21 protein-coding genes and 1 pseudogene are annotated in these 17,834 nt (G+C 35.7%); 4 read left to right on the forward strand and 18 right to left on the reverse strand.

Going from position 1 to position 17,834, the window contains the following annotated elements; genetic code table 11:
* The first annotated feature begins 419 nt into the window (after window positions 1-419).
* Entirely contained in the window at window positions 420-563 is a 144-nt protein-coding gene (locus MIDI_RS08525) for a hypothetical protein (RefSeq protein WP_160162227.1), read from the forward strand.
* 334 nt (window positions 564-897) lie between these two features.
* Here MIDI_RS08525 and MIDI_RS02855 read toward each other — a convergent pair whose 3' ends face one another.
* The 12 genes from MIDI_RS02855 to MIDI_RS02900 all read right to left on the reverse strand — a co-directional run bounded on the left by MIDI_RS02855 (window position 898) and on the right by MIDI_RS02900 (window position 9,991).
* Complete coding sequence (locus MIDI_RS02855) at window positions 898-1,080, reverse strand: hypothetical protein (protein WP_041185409.1); 183 nt, start codon at window positions 1,078-1,080, stop codon at window positions 898-900.
* Window positions 1,038-1,184, reverse strand: coding sequence for an FG-GAP-like repeat-containing protein (locus tag MIDI_RS10205; RefSeq protein ID WP_410517915.1), 147 nt, complete (start codon window positions 1,182-1,184; stop codon window positions 1,038-1,040). The genes MIDI_RS02855 and MIDI_RS10205 overlap by 43 nt, the downstream gene beginning before the upstream one ends.
* A gap of 565 nt (window positions 1,185-1,749) precedes the next feature.
* Window positions 1,750-2,028, reverse strand: a complete 279-nt coding sequence (locus MIDI_RS02860) for a hypothetical protein (RefSeq protein WP_013951080.1) — start codon at window positions 2,026-2,028, stop codon at window positions 1,750-1,752.
* Window positions 1,928-2,386 carry an RNase A-like domain-containing protein gene (locus tag MIDI_RS10210; RefSeq protein ID WP_160162314.1) on the reverse strand — a complete coding sequence of 153 codons (459 nt, stop codon included), beginning with the start codon at window positions 2,384-2,386 and terminating at the stop codon, window positions 1,928-1,930. The genes MIDI_RS02860 and MIDI_RS10210 overlap by 101 nt, the downstream gene beginning before the upstream one ends.
* Window positions 2,373-2,675, reverse strand: coding sequence for an HU family DNA-binding protein (locus MIDI_RS02865; RefSeq protein WP_013951081.1), 303 nt, complete (start codon window positions 2,673-2,675; stop codon window positions 2,373-2,375). The genes MIDI_RS10210 and MIDI_RS02865 overlap by 14 nt, the downstream gene beginning before the upstream one ends.
* 143 nt (window positions 2,676-2,818) lie before the next feature.
* Window positions 2,819-4,897 carry an ATP-dependent DNA helicase RecG gene (recG, locus tag MIDI_RS02870; RefSeq protein WP_052567684.1) on the reverse strand — a complete coding sequence of 693 codons (2,079 nt, stop codon included), beginning with the start codon at window positions 4,895-4,897 and terminating at the stop codon, window positions 2,819-2,821.
* Complete coding sequence (locus tag MIDI_RS02875) at window positions 4,894-5,766, reverse strand: YihY/virulence factor BrkB family protein (protein ID WP_013951083.1); 873 nt, start codon at window positions 5,764-5,766, stop codon at window positions 4,894-4,896. Before MIDI_RS02875 ends, recG begins: the two co-directional genes overlap by 4 nt.
* On the reverse strand, window positions 5,760-6,638 hold the full coding sequence (locus MIDI_RS02880; protein ID WP_013951084.1) for a bifunctional methylenetetrahydrofolate dehydrogenase/methenyltetrahydrofolate cyclohydrolase: 879 nt from the start codon (window positions 6,636-6,638) through the stop codon (window positions 5,760-5,762). Before MIDI_RS02880 ends, MIDI_RS02875 begins: the two co-directional genes overlap by 7 nt.
* A gap of 7 nt (window positions 6,639-6,645) precedes the next feature.
* Window positions 6,646-7,647, reverse strand: a complete 1,002-nt coding sequence (locus MIDI_RS02885; protein ID WP_013951085.1) for an NAD(P)/FAD-dependent oxidoreductase — start codon at window positions 7,645-7,647, stop codon at window positions 6,646-6,648.
* Between the two features lie 88 nt (window positions 7,648-7,735).
* A complete protein-coding gene (locus MIDI_RS02890) occupies window positions 7,736-9,178 on the reverse strand; it encodes a hypothetical protein (RefSeq protein ID WP_013951086.1) in 1,443 nt (480 codons plus the stop codon).
* Window positions 9,179-9,188: 10 nt separating this feature from the next.
* The gene (locus MIDI_RS02895) at window positions 9,189-9,374 is read right to left on the reverse strand and encodes a hypothetical protein (protein ID WP_041185410.1); all 186 of its coding nucleotides are present in this window, start codon (window positions 9,372-9,374) and stop codon (window positions 9,189-9,191) included.
* Between the two features lie 5 nt (window positions 9,375-9,379).
* Window positions 9,380-9,991, reverse strand: a complete 612-nt coding sequence (locus MIDI_RS02900) for a dioxygenase family protein (protein ID WP_160162228.1) — start codon at window positions 9,989-9,991, stop codon at window positions 9,380-9,382.
* Window positions 9,992-10,076: 85 nt separating this feature from the next.
* On the opposite strand from MIDI_RS02900, the gene MIDI_RS06300 reads away from it, so the two are divergent.
* Window positions 10,077-10,592, forward strand: coding sequence for a DUF5394 family protein (locus MIDI_RS06300; protein ID WP_013951089.1), 516 nt, complete (start codon window positions 10,077-10,079; stop codon window positions 10,590-10,592).
* A gap of 118 nt (window positions 10,593-10,710) precedes the next feature.
* Window positions 10,711-11,964: an MFS transporter gene (locus MIDI_RS02910; protein ID WP_013951090.1), complete on the forward strand. Its 1,254-nt coding sequence runs from the start codon at window positions 10,711-10,713 to the stop codon at window positions 11,962-11,964.
* 86 nt (window positions 11,965-12,050) lie between these two features.
* Here MIDI_RS02910 and MIDI_RS09300 read toward each other — a convergent pair.
* The 3 genes and pseudogenes from MIDI_RS09300 to MIDI_RS08880 all read right to left on the reverse strand — a co-directional run bounded on the left by MIDI_RS09300 (window position 12,051) and on the right by MIDI_RS08880 (window position 12,788).
* Window positions 12,051-12,426 (reverse strand): annotated as a pseudogene (locus MIDI_RS09300) (transposase).
* Entirely contained in the window at window positions 12,386-12,505 is a 120-nt protein-coding gene (locus MIDI_RS09305) for a transposase (protein ID WP_237697420.1), read from the reverse strand. Before MIDI_RS09305 ends, MIDI_RS09300 begins: the two are co-directional and overlap by 41 nt.
* Complete coding sequence (locus MIDI_RS08880; protein WP_041185412.1) at window positions 12,471-12,788, reverse strand: hypothetical protein; 318 nt, start codon at window positions 12,786-12,788, stop codon at window positions 12,471-12,473. Before MIDI_RS08880 ends, MIDI_RS09305 begins: the two co-directional genes overlap by 35 nt.
* 163 nt (window positions 12,789-12,951) lie before the next feature.
* Here MIDI_RS08880 and MIDI_RS02925 point away from each other — a divergent pair, with 163 nt between their 5' ends.
* Window positions 12,952-13,215 carry a hypothetical protein gene (locus MIDI_RS02925; RefSeq protein ID WP_148234119.1) on the forward strand — a complete coding sequence of 88 codons (264 nt, stop codon included), beginning with the start codon at window positions 12,952-12,954 and terminating at the stop codon, window positions 13,213-13,215.
* 141 nt (window positions 13,216-13,356) lie between these two features.
* On the opposite strand, the gene MIDI_RS02930 is transcribed toward MIDI_RS02925, so the two are convergent.
* The 3 genes from MIDI_RS02930 to MIDI_RS02940 are packed head-to-tail and all read right to left on the reverse strand — an operon-like array spanning window position 13,357 to window position 17,735.
* Entirely contained in the window at window positions 13,357-15,060 is a 1,704-nt protein-coding gene (locus MIDI_RS02930; protein WP_013951093.1) for a 30S ribosomal protein S1, read from the reverse strand.
* A gap of 45 nt (window positions 15,061-15,105) precedes the next feature.
* A complete protein-coding gene (cmk, locus tag MIDI_RS02935) occupies window positions 15,106-15,732 on the reverse strand; it encodes a (d)CMP kinase (protein WP_013951094.1) in 627 nt (208 codons plus the stop codon).
* Window positions 15,729-17,735: an acetyl-CoA carboxylase biotin carboxylase subunit gene (locus MIDI_RS02940; protein ID WP_013951095.1), complete on the reverse strand. Its 2,007-nt coding sequence runs from the start codon at window positions 17,733-17,735 to the stop codon at window positions 15,729-15,731. The genes cmk and MIDI_RS02940 overlap by 4 nt, the downstream gene beginning before the upstream one ends.
* Window positions 17,736-17,834 lie beyond the last annotated feature (99 nt).

Consider the following 17,834-nt stretch of genomic DNA (forward strand, 5'->3'; position numbering starts at 1 on the left):
AGGGCTAGAAGCTACAAAGTTTACATGAGGCGCATATTGAAATATGTAACGAAATGCAAATTTTTGGAGCGACGACTTTTCAAGTTAACAGAGTATATCGTCAATGCCTGGTAATTATAGACGGCAACAAGATGGTATGATATCTTCATAGTATAATAGGTGGAGTAGAAATGGACAATCAAGTGTAAATATTGTGGCTCTCGAGCAGGTGAAGAATGGCGTGGTATAGGGACAGCAGAGGTATAGATGCAAGAATTGCAAAAAGAATTACCGAGAAGGTAATAAGCGACAGAAATACACTATGAATGATAGACTTAAAACCTAATCTTGAGGACTGCGGGATTAGGACGATAAGAGAGACTGACTGGAATCCATAACAGCCAAATATCTTCATGGATCGAAGGACGGGGGGACGCTATGTGCAAGAAAAGTTAGATAAGAGCTGCAACAGCACAAAGTCACTTAAGGATATCGAGGTCCTAGAGATTGAGGAGCTGTGCACATATATAAAAAAAGACCAAAGAATGGAAGTGGGAGTACACCTTTATATGGATTACTGTTGATAGAGGAGCGGGTGAAATTATTGATTTTGAAGGTAGGTGACGGGAGCAAGGCAACCCACCTGAACCTGTCATTTAGGCTTTGAGGAACGTTATAAATTGAGCATGTACAGATGATTACAGCGTTTACGAATACTATAAAATCTCCACGCACCATCACAAAACAAAGGCTGAGACATCATTGTGGTAGAATCAAAGAATTCTTTAAGAGGCATTATCTAGCTAGTTTTAATCGAAGAACGAAGCGCTATAGCAAACCCCTGAGGATGCTTTGCGCTACTCTTACCCTCTTCTTCCATAGGCATTTGTTGGATTTGAAACTTCTATCTACTAAATATTAGGCAACGCCGAAAATATTTACAGCCTCTCGAAGTGTTCCATTTCCATTTGATAATAAGATGGAACCAATTGCCGTATTGTGGTCGATATTTACTATATCATATTTTCCATCACCGTTCAGATCTGTTGCTGCTAGTCCTACGGGATGGCTAGCAACGTTGTAGCTTGCTGCACCTTGCAAAGAGTTCCATCTCCATTTCCCAATAAGATTGAAATAGAACCGTCACCCTGGTCGCTGTTAATTATATCTTGTTTACCATCATGGTTAAAATCTGCTGTTATGATTGCAGTTGGCTAACTACTGACTCCACAACTTATTGCAGGTTGAAAAGTCCCATTACTGTTTCCCAATAAAATCGATACAGTTTCTGCATAAGGCTGGGTACAAGCGATGTCTGAATTACCATCTCGATTAAAGTCGCTTACTACCACTCTACCAGAAACCCCCGTTGAGGTTATAATTTAACAGTAGGTGCAAAAATGTTACTCATTTGTACATAGCCTCTTTAATGCACTTATTAAAGTAAATGAAAATACAATGGTAGCCATAATGTTTTTCCTTGCTGTAGAATTTCTAGCAGTCTGCCAATTGGAACTTTAAAGAGTTATATAGCTAATGCAACTCTCTTTTCTTTCTTTATTGAATTATCAGGCAAGTTTTTTTTGAGTAAAGATTAAGGAGATTCTAAGCATTTTGTGAGTAAATTAGAATCATATAGTAAGTTGATTTTATGCGGCGTCGCTCACCTATTATTTACAGAGTTCGCTCCAGCATTTCTAGTACCAAATGCTACTAAACTTACTGTATAAGTTGGTCATGACTTAAGCTTTTTAGTCATGACCAAGGTTTTTACTCTTTATCGCTTGGCTTGGTAATTATTACAGTTTCTTTGATAACTGGGGTTTCTGACTCACCAATTACTGGATATGAAGTATATACTATAAAACTACAGTTAGGAATTTTTCTAAGCACAACAGCCGCTTCGGAAGTATCTATTTGCTTGGTATCGCCTTTTTTAATTCCTGATTCATACTGATTTTGATAGCTGGTACTCAAGCTTAAGTGTCCTTCCAGTATCAGGGCCATTGACCCAATTAATAATTCTTTTGGCATCTTTTTGGATACCATTTTTAATTACGTATCCTGCTATTAATTGATCATAATAACTGCTTACTGCTTTTGATTTTTTCTCTAAAGCTGGTAGAAGTTCTTTATAGTCTTTTCCTACATGCAGTTTTGATGTATGGTTGCCTGTTTTTTTGATCGTGTTTATGATATTGAAATCTTTAATAAAATTTTTTACATATTCCTCGTTGATATCACATATTTTAACTGGGTTGATTTGGGGAATTCCTAAATCCGCAGGTTCGGGGTCAGCAGCAAAAGAGGAATGAGTGGTAAAGCTTAAAGCTAAGATAAAGTAGTAGCTAGGAAAGAATATTTTGTCATTGTGACCTCCTGCATCAGCTATATTATTTGACAGTATTAAGAGATTTTATTAAATCTCTGCTCGCTCTAAAGTAAAGAGAACCCTTGTCTCCCACCACTATTTTAGCGTTAGTTCTAGGGTTTCTAACCGTTTTTCCCTCTCTTTTTCTAACGACCCAAGAGCCAAATTTTCTTAATTCAACTCTATCTCCACAAACCAAAGCTGTTGTGATCTCGTTAAAAAATATATCAACAACTTTTTCAAGAAGGTCATTACCCAATTCCGGGTGTGACTTTTTCAAAGAATCAACTATTGATGCTTTTGTAAATAAACTATTACGCGCCATATTCAACTAAAAGTATAAAAAATTCTAGACATAATAGAAAACAATTGATAGGATGTTTTCCACATAACAAATTCAGATATTAGCAAATATTTTTATTAAATCAACAATATGTCATCACTATTCTGTGATATTCGAGCAACGGGCTATGCCGTTGAAATTGCTGCAATTGAGGAGAGGCTAGTATCACTATACAAGTTAATTAGCACAGAAAATTTTTCATCTAAGTTGTTACTTTGTTCTAGAGCGATATGATTTGCATACCTAATCAAGTGCTGTTGGGTAAAAAAATCATAAATTTTAAATAAAGGTAACCCACTTTGTTGAGTACCGAGTATTTTACCGCTACCCCTAATACGTAAATCTTCTTCAGCGAGTTTAGAGCCATCATTTGTCTTCTTCATTGCTTCTAGTCTATACTTAGCAGTCACGCTAAGAGGATGGCTATATAAAAGTATGCAATGAGACTGTTTATTGCCCCTCCCAACTCGGCCTCTTAATTGGTGCATTTGTGCTAATCCAAAGCGTTCAGCATGTTCTATTACCATAATCGTTGCATCAGGTACATCCACTCCCACTTCTATAACTGTAGTTGCTACAAGGATTTTTATATTGCCACTCTGGGAGGCAAAGTCTTCCATAATCTTTTCCCTTTCTTCAACCTTAACTCGGCTGTGAATTACTGCAACCTGGTTACCAAATATTTTTTCTAGCGAGTCATAACGTTGTTTGACATTATTTAAAGATAAATTTTCTGACTCTTCTATTAAAGGACAGATCCAATACACTTTTGCTCCGTGCTCTATAGCGTTTTTTATACTGTGGATTAAAAAATCTGATTTCTTTGAAGAGAGTAAGGAAGTGATAATTTGGAGTCTGCCAGCAGGTTTTTCTTTTAAAGTTGAAATTTTCATGCTACCATAATGCATCATAATTAATGTTCTGGGTATTGGAGTTGCAGACATCATAAGAAAGTCACAGGTCACACCTTTTTCTAATAACTCTAAGCGCTGTGCTACTCCAAATTTATGTTGCTCATCTATAATTATCAAACCCGGTTTGTGAAATTGAACTTCTGATTGTATTAAAGCATGGGTTCCAATAATTAATTTAATTTTCCCATTTCTAATATCATCATAGAGCTGCTTTTTTTGAGAATTTGGTATTTTGCTGATTAATGGACTACTTTCTATTTGGGAATTAGGAAAAAGTTTTTTAAAATTAGAAAAGTGCTGTCTAGCTAAAAGCTCGGTTGGCACCATAATTATAGCCTGGGCTCCTGCTTCTATTACGTTGATGGCTGCAAGAAAAGCGATAATAGTTTTTCCACTGCCAACATCTCCTTGCAAAATTCTTACCATATGTTGGTCAGATTTTTGATCGTTATTTATCTCCTCTAAGACCTCTTTTTGGTTATTGGTTAACTTAAAGGGAAGGGAAGAGAGAAAACTATTTTGTAGCAAGCCTGTAAAGGTAAGAGGTGTTTTTTTGTGTTCCAGTAGTTTGCTTTGCGCGATTTCAAGCATTATTTGTTCAGTTAATATTTCATCAAAAGCTAGCCGCTCGAGCGCTTTATCTATCATTTTAATCTCAGCATCATTTTTAGGATTATGGATAATATTAATCGCTTCATTCCATGAAGGTAATTGTAATTTTTCTTTTAAATCCAAGGGTATCCATTCTGGTAATAAAGGTAGCACTTTTAATATCTCCTTAATTACGGAAGCTATACTTTTTGAGCTGAGCCTAAGGCTTGCTGGATAAACTGGTTCGATTGTAAAACTTTGCTCTGCTTTACTAGCGGGCACCATTATGTCTGGATGGAGCATCTGTAAATTGCCGTAATTCCAATCAACTTTACCGCTAATCGCTATTTTGTCTCCAACCTTCCAAGAAGATAAAGCAGATTTATTAATATGAAAAAAGATCAAGGTTATTGAACCGGTTTGGTTTTGACAGAGTATCTTAGTTATTTTCTGCCCTCTACTCTTGGGCAACATCACTTCAATAGTTACGATCTGACTTAATATCTGCCCGGATTCAGCTTGATCAAGCGCCGTTATTTTTCTTCTGTCGATATAATGAGTTGGAACACGAAAGATTAATTCCCTTACGGAGTTATATCCTAAATCGCTCAACAATTCCGCTTTCTTCGGCCCGACTCCTTTTATATATTGTAGTGGATTATTGAAAACACGGTTGATGAAAAAAACAGAATTGTTCATTTCTTCTCTTTAAATTCCAACTCAACTAAGTAATTAAACTCAGCTCCGTATATTAGGATTAAACTACAAAAGTAAAAAAATAGCAAAGATATAATAATACCTGCAATACTGCCATATATCATATTAATCTGCGGAAAATAAGAAATGTAATACTTAAAGATTTTAGAAAAAGCTGCCCAGCAGAATAGCACTAATACAGCACCAGGTAGTATTTTAGTGAATTTTTGCTTTTTGTTTGGCAAGGAATAGTAGAGATATGAAACAAATACAATGCTAAAGAGATAAAGGATTGTGCTTCTTAGGACTTCCAAATCTTTATCTATTAAAGAAATAATTTGGGCGTCCGGTATGACAATATGCTTTTCTAAAAAATCCCACATAGCTGGAATTATTATTAATGTGCATATTGCAACTGCTAAAATGATTATAACGATAATAAATTCCAAGATACTAAATAGCCTTCTGAGCAGATAAGCTGGTGGGTTTTTTACGTGATATGCGCGGTTTAGTGTAGTTCTTATACCTTCAAAGATTGAGGAAGCCGTCCAGATTGCACTAATTATAGCAATAGTTAAAAAGCTTTGAGGAGGCAGAGTGGTAATTTCGATTATTCTTGGCTTTAAAGAATCTATAAAGCTAGCCCAGGGGCTATTTATGATAAGATTTGTAAGAGTGGTAACTAAAGGTATGTCTACTAGGCTACTTAAAGTACCAATTATTGCTGTGAAAAATACTAAAAATGGAAAAATTGCAAGCATTAATAAAAATGATAGATACCCAGCATGCTCGATACCATCATGATTAATAGTGTTAATCAAACTTTGGTAAATAATTTTTATAAAAGTTATAATTTTAGTACTTCTTACCATTTTATATCATATTGCTTATAAGCAGCTTTTATTGTGTTAAGCATTAAGCACGAAACCGTCATAGGGCCAACTCCGCCTGGTACTGGAGTCAGGAACCCAGCAACTTTTCTTACACTCTCAAAGTCAACATCACCATATAATTTATCATTTACTTTAACAATACCAACATCAATTACACAAGCTCCCTTTTTAATCCAATCGCCTTTAATAAAAGAGGGCGAACCAACTGCTGAGATCAATATATCTGCAGTTCTACATTCGTCTTTTATATTATAAGAGTTTGAATTTAATGAAGTAACGCTGCAACCTTTTCTGATTAATATTGAAGCCATAGGCCGGCCTACTATTCTTGACCGACCTAGAATTACTGCTTTTTTTCCACTTATATTTGTTCCCAATATCTCGTGTAATAAAATTAAAACTCCTTGGGGGGTGCAAGGTTCTAAACTGTCTTGCCATGAGTTTAATAAGCCAACGTTATAGGTGCTAAACCCATCTACATCTTTTTCATAATTTACAGTATCTATGATTTTTTGAGTGTTAATATGCTGCGGTAAAGGCAACTGAACTAGTATTCCATTGACGTTTGGATCAGAGTTTAATCTTTCTATACATTCTATTATTTCCTGTTCGGTTGCGGTTTGAGGAAATTTATAAACTTCTGAATTAAAGCCAATTTCTTTTGCTTTTTTAGCTTTATTATTGACATAAATTTGGCTTGCTGCATCGGTACCAACTAAGATTACGGCAAGCCCAAGAGTAGCTCTTTGTGTCTTACAAATAACTGTAGAAAGATGTCCGATCTTACTTTTCACTCTTTCCAAGACTTCGGCTGCATATAATTTCCCATCTATAATTTCACAATTCTGCATATTGCAATTATTTGTTAGGTATCCCTTTGGTTGTTGAGTATTCAAAGTGCACTTCAGCTCCATTATTAACAATAGAATAGACGCTATGGCACGCAAGAGCGGCTTCTGCAAACCCGGTTAGTATTAATTTTAGTTTCCCAGGGTAATTTATTATATCTCCAACTGCAAAAACACCTTTTATATTGGTTTGCATAGTGCTTGGATCAACTCTTATATGCTTATCTTCTATCTCTATTCCCCAATCTGATATTGGCCCTACATTCATCGAGAGGCCAAAAAAAGGCAAAAGATAATCCGCTTCTATTAGTTTGGTATTATTGTCAAAGTCTATTACTTCTACGGTGTCTAGTCTTCCATTTTGTCCATGGATTTTATGTAATTGATATGGAATAACTAGTTCCATCTTTCCTTCTTCAACTTGGGTATAAATTCTTTTCATACTTTCTGGAGTTGCTTTGAATTTATTACGTCTATGAACCAGATATATTTTTGAAGCGATTTCGGAAAGAGATAAGCTCCAATCTATTGCTGAGTCCCCACCTCCAGCTATTACTATTTTTTTATCCTGAAATATTTCCTGTTTAGTGACACTATAAAAAACGCTCTTGTTTTCAAATTCTAAAATATTTTCTATCGCAGGCCTGTTTGGACCAAATGACCCGCCACCTGCTGCAATTATTATAGTTCTGCCCTCTATTTTATTATTAGCGGCAGTAGTTACGGTAAAATTTTGATCTTCATTTTGGTGGATTGATAGAGCTTGCTGATCTAAGAAAAATATAGGTTTAAATGGCTCTATTTGTCTATAAAGTTGATCAATTAATTCTTGCGCTAAAATTCGCGGATAGGCCGGTATGTCATATATTGGCTTTTCTGGATATAATGCATTACATTGTCCTCCAAGAGAGGGAAGAGCATCTATAACGGCGCAGCTGAGTCCCATCATTCCTGCTTGGAATATTGAAAAAAGTCCAGATGGCCCAGCTCCTATAATTATTACATCAAACATCTCATAGAAAAGTTAGTTTTATTAATGCTCGGGGATTATAAGATTTTAAAGGGATCAATACAATATAATAAATAAATTAGGGGATATTTTATTTGTTTTTGATAAGTAAATAATATTTTTTTGAATTATAAACTATATTCCAATTTTTTTTCTGGCTTTCACTTTCTTGTTTAAAAACCATTTCATGTATAATAACTCCATCTACATTATGTTTTACAGCAGTTTCCAATACGCTTGTTTTTCTATTAATTATGTCCACAAATTCATTCAATATACTTTCATTAAACGCAGTTCCTGCCCTTCCATCTATCAAGTGTTTTATTTTGCCGTTACCAAATAGAATTATGTATCCCCCTAAGTTATAGTTGTTAATAATTCTTGAGCCGGGGTAATTATCTGCCGTATATTGAATTAACTCCACTGGGACTCTATTTAGTCCTATCTTTTTATCATTTTTAGTAATAACTAAAAAAGCATGGATAGAAATTGATACAATGATTAATAAAATACTGATTAAAGCTTTATGTGAATTTTTTAGTTTGATAGTAAATTTAGAAGTAGGAAGGGATCTGTCAACTATACCAGCTATAAATGGCGCTCCTGAAGTAGCTAAATTACTAAAATTTCTTACTGATAATAAAGAGGCAATTAAAAAAGCTAACCCAATAAGCCAATCACTGTTTTTTATTCTAAGTTCTGTGTAATGAGTATGAAAGGCGCAGCCAGCCATTATTAACACTAAAAATAACATACTAAAAGAATAGGATTGGCCGAAAAAGAAGGGGCGCCATTCGTTGATATAATCTATAACCACGCTATTTAAGGTTCTAAGTGAGCCGATGTATATTTTATAACTTATTGGATTTACAAGAGTAGTTAATGAGCATATTACCGAGATTTTAATGATTTTTTTTATGGCAACTTTATTCTTTTCGTATACAGCAATAGCCATAAATACTGCTAATAAAGCATAGAGAATAAGGAATCCGCCGTGACTATTTGTCCAAATTAGAGTGGCAAAAGGCAATTTGTTTAGAGCTTTTTCATCATTTAGGTAACAAAAATTATGTAACTTGTTCATGAAGAAGGTTATCATAACACAAGATGTTAGCTGCGGCCTTAGGCAGCCTATTTCGATGAATAGCAAGGATGTTAATGCTAAGCTTATCATTGTAGCATCATGAGAAATGGGATACTTTCTTGATACCAGGCTTTGATAGCAATACGTACAGATTAGTGATAGAAAAACCGTGAGTAATATTGATAAGCCGTGAAACCCTACCAACTGATTAAGAAAAGAGCATAACATATCCCAAAGCCAAGAAATATTATACCATTGCTGCTCAAGTCCTACATACGACCAGGGATCATAAAAAGGAATACTTTTTGATTTTATAATATAATCACCGGCAGCTATATGCCAAGCAACATCCGGATCCAAAAATAGTGGAGGAGATGAAAGAGTAAATGAAAAAAATGCTATGGAGAAAAGTAGTAAATTATTACGGTAATTTATATTAGTTTTGTTCATTAAACAGCTTTCATTGTATTCTTTTTTCTATAGCTTTCCCAACCGCAAACCTTTGTTGCTCCTCAGTCATATCATCCCATTTTTCATAATTCGGTTCTTTATTACAATCTTCCCCATCGCAGTCAATGGAATTTGCTGAAAACATAAAGTTAGAATAGTATATTAAAGCTGTTGTAACAATCAGTATTATTCCCATAGGAGTTAATAATTCTTATAATTAGTTTTTCCTTCTATTATAATTTTAAATTCATAAATAGGGGCTCCCTCATTATTTGGGCAATTTTTGCATTTTGCAATTAAAAGATTTTTTTCCTGTGCGGTTAAGTTTTTTAGTTCCGCGTCATTGTTCTGATTTTTTGGAAAGAGCATAATTGTCTCAAAGTTTATGATATCAGGGTGTGAAATATGAAAATAAACTCTTGGACTCTCATTTGGCTCCGGAGCTGGCATTATAGTATGGAAACTAAAATGTCCTAAATTATCAGAGATATTGGAGCCAGTATATTTGGTTTTATCCGTACGAGAAGATGGTTTACCAAGATTTTTTTGCCAAATTTTGACATTTGCTCCAGTTATCGGGACACAATTTTGATCGAGAATAGTTCCAGAAATTATAATACTTTGGCCTTGTGCAAATACTGAAGATCCAGTTTGCTTTCTTAATTCTGAGGTAGTTGCAAATTTTGTTGGCGCTTCTAAAGACCAAATTTGCGGAGTGATGATACAGTCTTTAATTAAAATGCTATCTTGGATATTATCGACAGCAAAGCTTTCGATTAATATAAGCTTTACTATAAGGATTAAATAACTCACCCCGGTGATTATTTTCATAATAAATTTTCCAAATATAACCAAAATGATAATATTAATTATCTAAACATGTAATTGAATTTATGATATGAGCAATGAAAACCGAAATCAAGCTTCTTATGCGATTAAAGAATGCTACAATATTATCTCTGATATTGTAAATAAGAATAAAAAAGTTTCCGAAGAAGATAGCGGTGGCTTGAAAATGGTTTTGATGAGGTTACTGGAGCACTTAATCACTACAAAGGGTAACCTAGAGCTAGATAAGTTGATTAAGATAATACTAGCCCTTTTGAAAATGAAGAAAAACTCCATGAAGAAGGAGGAGGAACTCTCGGAAGAGGAGCTAAAAACTCAGACCAGATTTGTTATATATGAAATATATAAAATGCTAAATCCAAGCCGCATAGCAGGTGAAACTGAGATACAGAATTTTATAGATAATGTGATGATTAGGGGAGTAGAAGCTGCACTTTACTATGATAGAAGAAATATAAGTAGAGGGTTTAGCAAAGAAGAATTGAAGATTTTAGGGCAGCGTTCAAAGACTGCTTTAAGGCGCATAGATGCGTTTGGCTCTAGAGGTTGGGGAAAAGGAATGTAAAGAGGTTTTCTAAAAAAACTTGCTAAACATTAAACGTAACCCTTTATTTAAAAGATTTATTTATGGGAAATGCTATTATTAATATATATATGAAGGTGTATAAATTAGGCTTCATTTTATGTTACAGGCTAAAAATTCAAGAACTGCATTAACAAAGCAGGATTTATCAATTCTAATCGGCAATAGCTTGGATCATTTTGATACTGCAATTTATAGTTTTATAGCGCCAGTTATTTCGGAAATTTTTTTTCCTAACTATGATCCTATAGTGAGCTTAATCCTAACCTATAGTGTATTTGCGAGCTCTCTGTTTACGAGACCCATAGGGTCTATAGTTTTTAGTGTAGTTGCCAGAAATAAGGGAGCAGCTCTTGCCTTATCCTATTCATTAATAGGGTTGTCGATAACTACTATTGCAATTGGATTTATACCAACTTATGCAGTGCTTGGTTGCTTTGCTCCTTTTATTCTCACCATTTTTAGGATGCTACAAGGAATATTTGCAGAAGGAGAGAAAGCTATAGCGAAGTTATATATTCTAGAAAATAAATTACATGTACAAGCTGTTAAAGCTTCTACGCTTTATCAATTTTCAAGTATGGTAGGGATTATTTTGGCTTCTTTTGCGGGTACGTTATTGATTAATTACAATTATAGCAATTACTGGCGCCTATGTTTTATCCTAGGAGGAGGCAGCGGCATTATAGGATATAATCTTAGAAAGTATGTCTATAGAGTAGAGATGGATCAGGTGAAACCACTATATTATGAGATAAGGTTAGTAAGGGATAATAAGTTGAAAATCTTCAGTGTTGCGGTAGTAAGCTGTTTTTCTTATGTAACCTATTCTATAGTTTTTATAGTAATGAATAATTTTGTTCCAGGCATTACTTCTATCTCTTTGGAGCTAATGATGAGCTATAATATAATATTGTTAGTAGTAGACGCTGGTATGTTGTTATTAATAGGGTACCTTATAAGAGAATATAACTCTACTAGAGTCATGATGATCTCGACCGCTGTGTTATTTATTACTATAGTGCCATTATGGAGAAACATAGATGGCAGTGGTTTATGGTATGTGAATTTTGTTCGTTTATGGATTATTACCATAGGGGTCTTCTTCACTTGCTCTATTAATGTGTGGATTGATAGCTTATTTGAGAATGAAGATAAGTACTTATTATCTGGAATTGGTGAGGCTATAGGAAGTTCAATAGGCCGCCTTACTCCAATACTTTGTATGATGCTTTGGCATTTTACAAAATTTTCGATTTCTATAGCTCTATATATTGCAATAATTGCTCTGCTTACTATATGGATTATGAGGGCAAATTCTAAGCTAAATTCACCACCCCCAGCAGATTTATAGAGTGTATAGTAGTAACCTCAGTTTGACGTAAGGAGTAGGCCCGCGAGCCTATTTTTCCTGAGATATATTGGGTTTGAAGACATAAGCTAAGAGCCCTGAGAAAGAGGTCTGCCAAGAAATTGTTTGGCGAGCGATGCCGTGTTGTGCTGGACTTGGCAAATCTCTTTCAATTCTCCGATGGCTGTTTCAATCAATCCACGCCCTGCAAGAAGCAGTTGTTTAAAAGCCGCAAGCCGGGTTTTGTTTTTCATGTTTTTCTTAAGCCGTGTGATGAGCTCAATACCTTGATTGCTCAGTGTTTTTGCTTATATACCACCGATCTCCGAATAGAAGGCCTGTCAAATATTGAGTCAGTTTTTCGACAACGGCTCGATCATCTGTATTACCCGAAGTCAGTGTGAATGACATAATCTCTCCTTGATCATTGAGGCCAAAGAACCATCCGGGTCGACGTTTTCCCACGCTGAGCGATGCCTTTAAGGACCTTATTACGGCTAATACGTAAGTTATGACAAAACCTTCCAGCTTTTTGTTGAGTCAACGTACCTGTTTGTTTCCCTTTGCAGCAATTCAGCAGAATGACCAACGGGATGACCGCGTCTCGCATCCAGCTCAACAAAGCGATTGTAGCTGATAAGCTTCGGCAATTCCTCTCTGAGAGAGGTTTGAAAACAGTTTAGGTAAAAATCTTTGAATCCGGTAATGCCCTCAAATGAAACAAAACGAGGATCGTTATAACTTCGGAAAGCATCATCCCAGACTCTCGTTCCCTTTGTCTCTGCGAGTTTCTTAAGGATCTTTGGTACATGAGTTGTCGCTTGCAAAAATCATCAATCAAACAAAATATTTCTACTAGGGGAACCACTTTTCTTATTTATCGTGAAATTGAGAGAAACTTAATGGTTACACAGCCTCTTTGAAGCCATATCAGATAATTTCTTTAAAACTTACCTAAAACTGAGGTTTTTATTAATGGCATTAACCCATTTGATAGCACTGGGTCATCCGTTGCACCGGCAGGAGATATTAATGGAGACGGAAAGACGTATAATTGGTGCTATTGGTGCACCTTTTACTAATGAAGAGGCAGGTCAAGCGTATGTAATTTTTGGTCAAGCTCATTTTGACTCACCTCCATCACTATCTAGTTTAAATTGTAATAATGGCTTCATTATTAATGGCATTCATTCAGGTGATTGGGCAGGAGACCCAGTGACATCCGCTGGGGGGATGTCACTAACGATGGAATAGATGATATTATTATTGGTGCAATGGAATGCCAATGAGGGAGCGGGACAAGCTTACGCAATCTTTGGTGAGGCTTCTGATCTATAAAATTTGTAACATAGGTTGGCATTTTTGAGTTTATTCCTAAATGCCAACCTATTTTTTTTATTTATCTTTCTTTAAAGCAGCACCTAAGATATCGCCTAAGCTTGCACCGCTTGCAGTAGAACCAAATTCAGCAATAGCTTTTTTCTCCTCTTCAATTTCATGCGCTTTTATCGATAATGAAAGCTGCCTTGAAGCCTTATCAAATCCTAAAACTTTAGCATCAACTTTATCGCCAACCGCAAATCTTTCCGGACGTTGTTCATCTTTATGTTTAGACAAGTCAGATTTCTTTATAAATGCCGCAAGCCCTTCTGCAGCTTCAACTTCTATACCATCTTTTTTTATGTTAGTAACAACACAGGTAACTATTCCAGCATTAACTAGTTTTTCAGCCGTTACTGCAACTGCATCACCTGCAGCTTGCTTAATACTTACGGTTACTCTCTCTCTTTCAAGATCAACATTGAGAACCACTCCAGTTACTGATGCCCCTCTAGCATAACCTTCTAGAGCTTCTTCAGGTGATTTATCCCAAGAAATTTCTGTTGCAGGTATCAATACGTCTATTTCATCTTGTTCTGCCTCTCCAATGGTCATAAACATACCAAAATCCGCTATATTCCTAACAATACCAGACACAGTACTACCAATTGGACAGTTTTCTGCAAACTTAGCCCAAGGATTTTCCTTGCATTGCTTCATACTTAAACTGATGCGGTGCTTAGAAATATCAATTTCCAAGATTATTACTTCAACTTCATCACCAGGTTTTACAAGCTTACGAGGGTGCATATTTTTTGCATTCCAGCTCATCTCTGTATGATAAACCAATCCTTCAACGTTCGGCTCAATTTCAACAAAAGCTCCATAATCAACTATAGTTGTCACAGTACCTTTTAACTTCGTACCAACTTTATATTTTTCAGCCAATTGATCCCAAGGGTTTGCCTCAAGCTGCTTCATACCAAGAGATACACGCTGAGATTCAGCGCTATATTTAATCACGATAACTTTGACAACTTGGCCTATCGATAATACTTCCGATGGGTGAGAGATCTTAGACCAAGAAATATCAGTAATGTGCAACAACCCATCCATGAATCCTAGGTCAATGAATGCCCCATAATCTGTTAAGTTCTTTACCGTTCCCTCTAATACTGAACCTTCTTGAATATTTGCAAGCTGCTCCTGACGAGCTTCTTTTCTGGAATCTTCAAGAATTGCTCTCCTAGAAACTACTACGTTTCCGTTTTCCTTATCTACCTTTAAAATTTTAAATGGCTGAGCTAAACCAAATAAAACGCTTATATCTTTAACAGGTCTTATATCAACTTGGCTGCCTGGAAGGAACGCGATAATACCGCTTAGTTCAACCGCAAAACCTCCTTTAACACGACCTATTATTACACCATCAACGTTCTCGCCTTGCGTACATATCTGTTCGAATTTGCTCCAAGCAATATCTCTAAGTGCTTTCTCGCGGCTTAATATTATTCTGCCGCCCTTGCCTTCAAACCTCTCAACATAAACTTCTACTTCACCTCCTACATTTAGCTCCATATTACCAAATTGAGCCTTAGGTACCCTTCCCTCGCTTTTAAGACCAACATCAATAAGTACAGAATCTCTTTCTACGCCAATAACTGCTCCCTTAATTACTTGTCCCTCTTTCTTTTCGCTATCTAAATAACTATGAAAAAGTTTTTCAAATTCATCAGCGATTAATTGCTCTTCTGCTGTAATGTTTTTTTTGAGATTCATACTCATATCAAAATTATAAATAAAAAAGTTAATAAGACTAAGAAATTATAGAGCTCTATTAATTAGCTTTAATATGCTATCAACCGCAGCATCAATATCCACCTTGGTTGTATCCACAACTAGATAATCGCTTCCCTTAGTTAAGGGAGCATTGTTTCTGCTCGAATCACGTAGATCTCTGATTTGCAAATCTCTTAGGACATCGTCATATATAATATCTTCCCCATTCTTTTGCAACTGTTTAAATCTTCTCGCTGCTCTTTCCTCTATATCAGCAGTTATATATATTTTCACATTCGCATTAGGGAATATTACTGTACCTATATCCCTTCCCTCAATAACAACACCCTCTTTACCAATAGCAAAGGTACGTTGAATACCTAACAAAGCTTTCCTAACTTCAGGAATAGCTGCTATAACTGAAGCATTTTCCGAAACTACACTTCCATACAAAGCTGTTCCTACAGTGTCGTTAAAATTTATTGAATCAATTAAAGAAACCAACTTATCGGTATCCCTTAGTTCAATTTGATTTTGTAGTGCAAAGTAGGCGACCGCCCTATATAACAAGCCAGTATTAAGATAATCGAACCCGAGTTTTTCTGCAACAATTTTGGCAATTGTCCCTTTCCCAGATGCAGCAGGACCGTCTATAGCAATAACAAAACTCATAATCTATTTATATTATCCGCAGATTCTATTTCTATTAGTATATCACCAGAAGAACAAGTTTGACCTTTCACTGCATTAACTCCTATTACTTTACCATCAACCTGGCTCAAAAGAACATTTTCCATTTTCATTGCCTCAAGCACTACTAGAGGCTGTCCCTTAATTATATTATCTCCGGCTTTGCATTTTACATCAACTATCATCCCTGATATATTAGCTACTAGATCACTTTGGGCCTCATTTCCAGATGACTTTTTCATATATTTAGTCAATTCTCCTGCCCTTGGAGTGAAGAGGGCAACTTTTACTTTCGAACCACGATAGGTTAGGTTTAAAGCGCCATGAAGGTATTCTATCTGCAAGCTGTAATCTTTACCATTAATAACACATTGGAATAGTTTACTGCCTAATAACCAGCGACTAGTAATATAAAACCTTCTGTTCTCAAATGAAATTTTATATCCATCATCTATGCCTCGAACCGCGACTGGGTAATTACGATTATTCATCTGTACAACCCAACGTGTCCCCATTGACTTTGAAGCAAACCTCACCTGTCCATTAATACTCATGCTCCTTTTTATATCTGTCATAGATATATAAACAGCTGCACAAAGTATAACTACACTTTCTTCATCGCTTAGGACCGCGCCAGCAAAACCATCTTTATATTCTTCATCAATAAAATTAGTGGATATGTCGGCTGATAAGAATCTTTTGCTATTAATGATTGCCTGTAAGAAGCTAATATTATGGGAAATACCGCGTATTACATATTGTTCAAGGGCTTCATTCATAAGGTGAATTGCATAATCTCTATTGGTTGCATGAGTGCATAACTTAGAAATCATGGCATCATAAAACATGCTTACTTCGCCGCCCTCATAAATTCCAGTATCCACCCTAACTCCTGCTGAAGAAATTGGCTCTTTATAAGTTGCGATTCTGCCCGTTGAGGGTAAAAAGCCACACGCAGGATCTTCCGCATATATTCTACTTTCTAGAGCCCAACCACTTAAAACAACATCTTTTTGCTTAAACGATAATTTTTCACCTCGAGCGACCCTTATCATTTGTTCAACTAAATCAATACCAGTAATTAGCTCAGTAACCGGATGCTCTACCTGAAGCCTGGTGTTCATTTCCAAGAAATAGAAATTTCTGTTCTTATCAACTATGTATTCTACTGTTCCAACTGAAAAATAATCCACAGCCTTAGCTAAGGCGATCGATTGGTCATACATCTTTTTACGCATTTTTTCATCTAAAAACGCGCTAGGAGCCTCCTCTATCACTTTTTGGTGATGCCTTTGAATCGAACATTCCCTTTCACCTAAACAAACATAGTGGCCATGTTTATCAGCTAAAACTTGTATTTCTATATGTCGAGGATTCTCAATAAATTTCTCTATAAAAGTTCTGGCATCAGAAAAGTTATTCTTAGCTTCATTACGTGTAGAACTAAAGGCCTGCTGCATTTCCTCTTTGCTACGCACTATCCTAATTCCCTTGCCTCCACCTCCAGCTGCAGCCTTGATCATGATAGGATAACCTATTTTGGAAGCAATATTAAGCGCTTCTTTTTCATTTCTGATAGCACCTATGTACCCGGGGATTACATTGACTCCAGCACTTTGCGCTATTTTTTTCGCTTGAATTTTATCTCCCATTTTTCTTACTGAATCTGCAGAAGGGCCAACAAAATTAATGTTATTTTTCTCCATTAACTCTGAAAACTCCGCATTTTCAGATAAGAACCCATATCCAGGATGGACAGCATCAGCACCTGACAACTTTATTGCATCAAGCAATCTTTTTTGATTTAAATAGCTCTGAGTAGCAGGTGAAGGACCTATATATATTGCATCATCTGCAAGACCCACATGTAACGAAGATTTATCAGCTTCAGAATAAACCGCAACCGTGGTAATCCCCATCTTCTTTGCGGTTCTCATTATTCTACAAGCAATTTCACCTCTATTAGCAATAAGTAATTTTTTCATCGCAAATTATAACTATTTAAACTAAAATGTACTAAAACATCTATAGAGAACAACTGCCATATTGACAAGTATTTTGTAACTAAGTCTAAAAACAATTGC

It is taken from the genome of Candidatus Midichloria mitochondrii IricVA (genome assembly GCF_000219355.1).
GTDB lineage: Bacteria > Pseudomonadota > Alphaproteobacteria > Rickettsiales > Midichloriaceae > Midichloria > Midichloria mitochondrii.

What these genes read in the sequence shown, in the direction of transcription:
- recG (WP_052567684.1), bottom strand. Translation starts at nt 4,897, where the DNA reads ATGAACAATTCTGTTTTTTTCATCAACCGTGTTTTCAATAATCCACTA.
- MIDI_RS02895 (WP_041185410.1), bottom strand. Translation starts at nt 9,374, where the DNA reads ATGGGAATAATACTGATTGTTACAACAGCTTTAATATACTATTCTAAC.
- MIDI_RS02940 (WP_013951095.1), bottom strand. Translation starts at nt 17,735, where the DNA reads ATGAAAAAATTACTTATTGCTAATAGAGGTGAAATTGCTTGTAGAATA.
- MIDI_RS02930 (WP_013951093.1), bottom strand. Translation starts at nt 15,060, where the DNA reads ATGAATCTCAAAAAAAACATTACAGCAGAAGAGCAATTAATCGCTGAT.
- MIDI_RS02875 (WP_013951083.1), bottom strand. Translation starts at nt 5,766, where the DNA reads ATGGTAAGAAGTACTAAAATTATAACTTTTATAAAAATTATTTACCAA.
- MIDI_RS02865 (WP_013951081.1), bottom strand. Translation starts at nt 2,675, where the DNA reads ATGGCGCGTAATAGTTTATTTACAAAAGCATCAATAGTTGATTCTTTG.
- MIDI_RS02910 (WP_013951090.1), top strand. Translation starts at nt 10,711, where the DNA reads ATGTTACAGGCTAAAAATTCAAGAACTGCATTAACAAAGCAGGATTTA.
- MIDI_RS02880 (WP_013951084.1), bottom strand. Translation starts at nt 6,638, where the DNA reads ATGCAGAATTGTGAAATTATAGATGGGAAATTATATGCAGCCGAAGTC.
- cmk (WP_013951094.1), bottom strand. Translation starts at nt 15,732, where the DNA reads ATGAGTTTTGTTATTGCTATAGACGGTCCTGCTGCATCTGGGAAAGGG.
- MIDI_RS02885 (WP_013951085.1), bottom strand. Translation starts at nt 7,647, where the DNA reads ATGTTTGATGTAATAATTATAGGAGCTGGGCCATCTGGACTTTTTTCA.
- MIDI_RS02860 (WP_013951080.1), bottom strand. Translation starts at nt 2,028, where the DNA reads ATGGTATCCAAAAAGATGCCAAAAGAATTATTAATTGGGTCAATGGCC.
- MIDI_RS02890 (WP_013951086.1), bottom strand. Translation starts at nt 9,178, where the DNA reads ATGAACAAAACTAATATAAATTACCGTAATAATTTACTACTTTTCTCC.
- MIDI_RS06300 (WP_013951089.1), top strand. Translation starts at nt 10,077, where the DNA reads ATGAGCAATGAAAACCGAAATCAAGCTTCTTATGCGATTAAAGAATGC.